This window comes from Candidatus Obscuribacterales bacterium (genome assembly GCA_036703605.1).
GTDB lineage: Bacteria > Cyanobacteriota > Cyanobacteriia > RECH01 > RECH01 > RECH01.
The window spans coordinates 1-3171 of sequence record DATNRH010001048.1; the positions used below are offsets into that span (position 1 = coordinate 1).

Genomic DNA, 3171 nt, shown 5'->3' on the forward strand with positions numbered 1-3171 from the left:
CCATGATTTTGTTTGACGTAGCGTCTAACTTTGGCACTTGGTCCATGCACCTCAGCCTCTTGAGCGATACGTGGCACCTAACGCAACTGCCGCTCGATGGGCTACAGGATTGGAGCATTCTGGCGCAACAGCTTGATACCGATCCCTTCCGGGGCTTCCGAGAGCTATTTAGCAACTTCTTTGAATCAGGTCAGGCCTGGGCATTTCTTGCCGGTATCGTTTTTGGCTATCTCATTCGCAGCCTCACCTCCTACGGCTAAGGGCGCGGGTATATCCACAAATCTCACCACCAGGGTCAGGCCTATCTACACGACCCTGGTCACCCCAACAGACATCTAAGATTCGACCCGTAAGAATCGCTGACCTAACGGGAATCGTCTGTGGAGCGACCGTAAGACCATAACCCTTCCAGGGAGTGGCGGCAGGTGCTACGAAGCAGAAACCTAAGTCGTGAGGTCTGGAAATCACCGTGGCTTCAGCTCGGTGAGGAGTCAACTTGTCTTGAGAACCTCATACTATCGAAAAAGCCTATAGCTAGACCGTAGGGAGTTGGTATTATTCCCCTAGCGGCTTTTCAAGGTAAAACATTTGGTGACCCAATCTTCTTCCCAAACCTGGAGTCAACGGTTTGAATCTGCCCTGCATCCGGCGATCGCCCAGTTTAATGCCAGTATCTTCTTTGATATTGAACTGATTGAATATGACATCACGGGTTCCCAGGCCCATGCCCAAATGCTGGCCCACACCGGCATCATTTCTGCTGAGGAAGGCGAGCGACTGGTCAAGGGTTTAGAGCAGGTGCGGCAGGAGTATCGCCAAGGGCAGTTCACCCCTGGCATTGATGCTGAGGATGTGCATTTTGCGGTAGAACGACGGCTGACGGAACTGGTGGGGGATGTGGGCAAAAAGCTCCATACCGCCCGTTCCCGCAATGATCAGGTGGGCACCGATACCCGCCTCTACCTGCGATCGCAGATTGAGCAGATCCGCAGCCAACTGCGCCAGTTTCAAACGGTGATGCTCGACTTGGCCGATCAGCATGTGGAAACCCTGATCCCCGGCTATACGCACTTGCAGCGGGCCCAACCCCTCAGCTTAGCCCACCACCTGCTGGCCTATGTCGCCATGACCCAGCGCGACTGGGAGCGGTTGGGGGATGTCTATCGGCGGGTGAATATTTCGCCCTTGGGGAGCGGCGCACTGGCGGGAACAACCTTTCCCATCGATCGCCACTACACTGCTAAGCTGTTGGGCTTTGATGACGTTTATAGCAACAGTCTGGATGGCGTGAGCGATCGCGACTTTGCCATCGAATTCCTAGCGGCCGCCAGCGTGATTATGGTTCACCTATCCCGCCTGTCCGAAGAAATAATTCTCTGGGCATCGGAAGAATTTGGCTTTGTCACCCTCAAAGACAACTGCTCCACCGGATCGAGCATTATGCCCCAGAAGAAAAATCCCGACGTTCCAGAGCTGGTGCGCGGTAAGACGGGGCGGGTGTTTGGCCATCTGCAGGCGCTGCTCACGTTAATGAAAGGTCTACCCTTGGCCTACAACAAAGACTTGCAAGAGGACAAAGAGGCCCTGTTTGATGCGGTGAAAACTGTGCAGGGCTGCTTAGAAGCCATGACGATTCTGATGGCGGAGGGTCTAGAGTTTCGCACTGCCCGCCTCAACAGCGCCGTAGCGGAAGACTTTTCCAATGCCACGGACGTAGCCGACTATTTGGCCACCAGGGGCGTCCCCTTCCGGGAAGCCTATAACCTGGTGGGCAAGGTGGTGAAAACCTCTCTGGCGGCGGGTAAATTGCTCAAGGATCTCACCCTAGAAGAATGGCAGGCGCTGCATCCGTCCTTCGAGGAGGACATCTACGGGGCGATCGCTCCCCAGCAGGTGGTATCCGCCCGCAATAGCTACGGCGGGACAGGCTTTGAGCAGGTGCGCCAGGCGCTCCAGCAAGCACGGCAACGGTTAAGTGAAGTCTAGGAGGCGATCGTGAAAGCAGTCCTGATGACAGCGGCGGGCGGCCCCGAGGTGCTAAGCCTCAGTGACGTACCCATGCCAACCCTCAGCCAGCCTACGGATGTTTTAGTACGCCTACGGGCAGCGGGGATCAATCCCATCGACACCAAACTCCGGCAACGGGGCACCTTTTATCCCGACCAAATGCCGGCCATCCTAGGTTGTGATGGCGCGGGGGTGGTGGAAGCGGTGGGTGCGGAGGTGCGATCGCTCTCCGTGGGCGATGAGGTGTACTTCTGCGCCGGTGGCTTGGGCAGCGCGCCGGGCACCTATGCTGACTACACAGTCGTAGACGAGCGCTACCTGGCTCCCAAACCCAAAACCCTGAGCTTTGCAGAAGCCGCCGCTGCTCCCCTGGTGCTGATTACGGCCTGGGAGGCCTTGTACGATCGGGCGCGGCTAGAGGCGGGGCGATCGGTGCTGGTGCAGGCAGGCGCGGGGGGCGTGGGCCATGTGGCGATCCAATTAGCTCACCTCCAGGGAGCCAAGGTTTGCACCACCGTCAGCACCCCGGACAAGGCAGACTTCGTCCGCCAGCTCGGAGCAGAGTTGCCGATTCTCTATCCCCAAACCGATGTGGTGCAAGCGGTGCTGGACTGGACGGCGGGCGAAGGGGTAGACACCAGCTTTGACACCCTAGGCGGCAGGAGCCTATCCCAATGCTTTGCCGCCACGGCTGTTTATGGCGATGTGGTTACCCTGCTGCCCCCCGCCGCCGATGCTGATTGGAAAACTGCCCGCGATCGCAACCTGCGAGTCAGCTACGAGTTGATGCTCACGCCCATGCTGAAAAACCTCACAGTTGCCCTCCAAGATCAGGCGATGATTCTGCGGACATGTGCGCGGTTAATCGATCAGGGATCGCTGAAGATTCACCTCAGCCAAACCTTTCCCCTCGCCGAAGCCAGCCAAGCCCACGCCTTGATTGAACAAGGATCAACCCAAGGTAAACTTGCCCTCACCATTTAGAGCTAGATCCAGGGAGTGCCTCGGTTCCGTCCGGTCTTAAGACCCTCTAACCCTAGTCAATCCGTTCGACAAGAACTCCCGAAAGGGTGCAAGATTTGGTAGGGTTTGGAGACAATTAGGCCCGTAGTCCCCATTCCTTTTGGGATATGGGCATGTTTGTTATTCATTATTGAGTGAGCC

General features: G+C 56.9%; 3 protein-coding genes. All 3 read left to right on the forward strand.

The window, feature by feature from the left end; all coding sequences use genetic code 11:
* Window positions 1-260, forward strand: a 260-nt coding sequence (locus tag V6D20_21335; GenBank protein ID HEY9818325.1) for a hypothetical protein, incomplete at its 5' end; no start/stop codon positions are given.
* A gap of 331 nt (window positions 261-591) precedes the next feature.
* Window positions 592-1986, forward strand: a complete 1395-nt coding sequence (gene argH, locus V6D20_21340) for an argininosuccinate lyase (GenBank protein ID HEY9818326.1) — start codon at window positions 592-594, stop codon at window positions 1984-1986.
* Window positions 1987-1995: 9 nt separating this feature from the next.
* The gene (locus V6D20_21345) at window positions 1996-2991 is read left to right on the forward strand and encodes a zinc-dependent alcohol dehydrogenase family protein (protein HEY9818327.1); all 996 of its coding nucleotides are present in this window, start codon (window positions 1996-1998) and stop codon (window positions 2989-2991) included.
* The last annotated feature ends 180 nt before the right edge of the window (window positions 2992-3171 follow it).